This is a genomic window from Mesorhizobium sp. GbtcB19 (assembly GCF_019091085.1).
Taxonomy (GTDB): domain Bacteria; phylum Pseudomonadota; class Alphaproteobacteria; order Rhizobiales; family Rhizobiaceae; genus Mesorhizobium.
In genome coordinates this window covers 1-397 of the sequence record NZ_JAGXJY010000132.1, presented here as the reverse complement: position 1 = coordinate 397, position 397 = coordinate 1, and the positions used below count along the sequence as shown (strand labels likewise).

Annotated in this window: 1 protein-coding gene; it reads right to left on the bottom strand. The window is 33.0% G+C overall.

All coding sequences use genetic code 11. The features are described from left to right. Window positions 1–80: 80 nt before the first annotated feature. Complete coding sequence (locus tag KVT37_RS31930; RefSeq protein WP_000370979.1) at window positions 81–317, bottom strand: helix-turn-helix domain-containing protein; 237 nt, start codon at window positions 315–317, stop codon at window positions 81–83. Window positions 318–397 lie beyond the last annotated feature (80 nt).

The following is a 397-nucleotide window of genomic DNA, read 5'->3' as shown; positions in this document are numbered from 1 at the left end:
ATACTTAAGGCATTATCTAAAAGTAAATTCTAATCATCCTAATAAAAAAAGCCGACTCCTTTAATTGGAATCGACTCTATTTATTCAAAAGGACGAAATTTTTCTCTTAATGGCGCTAACTCTTCCGCTAACTTTTCTACATCAGGACGAAAATAAACTGCAATTCGATTTGATACTTTCAAAGGTGTTATACGACCTTGTTTTACAAGCGTGTGTAATCGCTGAGTTGTAACACCTAAAACATTTGCAGTTTCAGGAGCTGTTAACACAACTTCTTGTGCTATCTTACGCTTATCTTCCTCACTTACATTATCCATATTATTCACCCTTTCCTTTCATATATATAGCAATTAAATTAATAATCAATGCTACACTTAAAATCACCGTAGCCATAATG